The sequence below is a fragment of the uncultured Porphyromonas sp. genome, assembly GCF_934359325.1.
Classification (GTDB): Bacteria; Bacteroidota; Bacteroidia; order Bacteroidales; family Porphyromonadaceae; genus Porphyromonas_A.
In genome coordinates this window covers 1-2872 of sequence record NZ_CAKRLH010000204.1, presented here as the reverse complement: position 1 = coordinate 2872, position 2872 = coordinate 1, and the positions used below count along the sequence as shown (strand labels likewise).

The window sequence follows — 2872 nt, the reverse complement described above, 5'->3', positions numbered from 1 at the left end:
CGGATGATCGACTTCGGTCCCGCCATCTCCACCTCCCCGGTGTCGTGGTGCATGATGCGGGAGATCACCACGTCGTACTTCTCCAGCACCGACTTGGACTCATAGACGCTCTTGCCGTCCATCCAGGGGTTGCCCACCTCGAGGGCGTAGACCACTGCATCGCGATGGGCGGCACGCTCTCTCGCCTCCAGCTCCCGCTCCTCGCGCTCCACATCGATCCGGAAGACCCACTTCAGCACCGACATCGTCAGGATCATACCGAGGATCGCCACCGGGTAGCCGAGGGCGTAGCCGATGCCGACATCCCCGATGGCGGAGCTGCCGACGGCGCGGGCAGTCTCCTGCGTCGCAGCGAGTGCGGGCGTATTCGTCACCGCACCGGAGAGGATGCCCATCAGCGTCGCCATGGGGGTCTGCGTTACCCGATAGAGCACGTAGGAGACGACGAGGGAGAGAAGGATCGACAGGAGGGAGAGGAGATTAAGCCGCACACCTCCCTGGCGGAAGGTGGCAAAGAATCCCGGCCCCACCGTCATACCGATGCCGAAGATGAAGAGGATCATCCCGGTCTCGCGGACAAATGAGAGCACCTGTGGATCAAGTTTCAGACCCACGTGCCCGAGGAAGATCCCGGTGAAGAGGACCCAGGAGACGCCAAGGGAGAAGCCCCCGATGCGGATCTTGCTGAGTAGAACGCCGATGGTAAGCACCAGGGCGAGGATGAAGATGGAGGAGGCAATGTCCCCCGTCCAGAGCAGGTTGCGGATTATCTCGACCATAGAGTGAGGATACTGATGGATGACCGAGTAATGCCTGAGTGTCTGTTCATAACTTTAACTCCCGAAAGAAATTAGTGTGACTATAACGGCTTATGAAGGTCGTGTCCCGGTCGCAAGTCGGTCTTCTGACTTGTCTCTGCCGCATCGGAGCCTTCCCGGGGCTTATCCCCAGTGGCTATCAAGCCGATCGGCTATTACATGAGACTTACAGCAGCGGGTACTGTACCGGACTCTCACCGGTTTCCCCACCTCCGCACAGCGGAGGCATTTACTTGCGTAGCGGACACCCCTCTTCGCACCGCAAAGTTAAGAAATAAATAAGATGCCCCGCCCCCTTGCGGGTCGCCACCACATCGGAGATGACGGATATGGGAGAGACTCCAGTCCCGATAGGGAGAGACTCCAGTCCCGATAGGGAGAGACTCCAGTCCCGAGGGAGGAAACTCCAGGCCCCTGGGAGAAAAAGCTCAAGGAAAGGGCGAAGAGTGGATTTCTTGCTACCTTTGCGTGACTGTAAACGGTCCTCTGACTGTGAAGAAATTAGACCTCTACGTCCTCCGGACATTCATCCCCCTGCTCTTAGGGAGTACTGCCGTCGCATGGTTTATCCTTGTGATGCAGCTCTTGTGGCGCTTTGTCGGGGATATCGTCGGTAAGGGAGTGGACACCATTGTCCTCCTCAAGCTGATGTTCTACTCCGCAATGACGGTGGCGCCGATGGCTCTGGTGCTGGGCATACTGCTGGCTGGGCTGATGACCTTCGGCAACCTCAGCGAGCGTATGGAGCTACTGTCGATGAAGACTGCCGGCATCCCCTTCACCCGGATCATGCGACCACTCCTCGGCCTCTCCATACTGCTGGCAGGAGGACTCTACTGGTTTCAGAACGACTGGATGATCACCAGTCAGGTGCGCTTCTGGCAGTACTACTTCTCGATCAAGAATAAGTCGCCCGAGCTGGCGATACCGGAGGGGAGCTTCACGCAGGACATCCCGGGCTACTCCATCTACATCACCCGCAAGGACCCGAAGACGAAGACCCTCTACGACCTCATGATCTACGACCACTCCGAGGGCCCGCAAAACGCCTCCATCGTCGTCGCCGACAGCGGCTATCTCTACTCGGTCAATGACGGACAGGAGATGGTCCTCGAGGTCTACCAGGGGGAGTCCTTCCGCAACCTCCGTCCGGCAGAGTCGGGGAGCTATAATAGTAATGTCCAGCGCCCGTTTCTCCGAGAGCGATTCTCATCCAAGGAGGTGATCATGCACTTCGACGACAGCCTCTACATGGTCGACGAGGGAGCGCTGAGTAGCCAGTTTGTGGGTAAGAATGCACGTCAGCTCCGCTCCTACGTGGACTCGCTCTCGCTGGTGCGTGACTCGATGGCGCAGGTCAATCGGAGGCTCATCCGCACGACCGCCGTGGGGCTTACCCCCGAGAGCGACCACCGCTTGGAGACCGCCCGCTCCTCCCGGCAGGCACTCCTCGAGGAGATGGCTCCCATAGCCGGCGCTGCGCCTGGAGCCGCAGCAGTGGCAGCTGCAGCCGGTGTCGCCGGGGGGAAGAGCAAGCCCGATGCCCCCGAGCCGACGAGGCGAGACCTCTATGCCGACCTGGGCGCAATGGGCTACCAGCAGCAACAGCAGATCCTCAACTCCGCCGTGCAGCGACTCAATGCCGATGTCAGCTCCTACTACTTCAATAATATGGACCAGGAGGAGACCGAGAGCCTGATCCGGAAGAATGACTTTGAGTTTTGGCGAAAGTATACCTATCCTGTGGCAGTCATCGTCTTCTTCCTCATCGGGGCCCCGCTCGGGGCGCTGATCCGGAAGGGCGGCATCGGTATTCCCTTCATCGTAGCGATCTTCTGCTTCATCGTCTTCTACATCCTCGAGACCACGGGCGTCAAGATGGTCAATGAGGGACGCTGGATCCTCTGGAGCGGTATCTGGCTGCCCAATATGGTCCTCCTCCCGGCAGGCATGCTGCTCACCTACCTCGCCACGCAGGACAGCATGCGCTTCAATGTCGACATCCTCGTCAATGGCTTCAATCACTTCATGGGCATCGAGCCGGTCCGCAAGGT

Annotated in this window: 1 protein-coding gene, 1 pseudogene and 1 riboswitch; of the genes and pseudogenes, one reads left to right on the top strand and one right to left on the bottom strand. The window is 59.2% G+C overall.

Going from position 1 to position 2872, the window contains the following annotated elements:
- Positions 1–779, bottom strand: a pseudogene (locus tag Q0F21_RS06910) (potassium transporter TrkA); the annotation flags it as partial.
- Between the two features lie 97 nt (positions 780–876).
- Positions 877–1066, bottom strand: a riboswitch (cobalamin riboswitch).
- Between the two features lie 244 nt (positions 1067–1310).
- Here Q0F21_RS06910 and Q0F21_RS06905 point away from each other — a divergent pair.
- Positions 1311–2872 (top strand): LptF/LptG family permease (locus Q0F21_RS06905; protein ID WP_297238578.1); only part of this gene is annotated, 1562 nt, incomplete at its 3' end.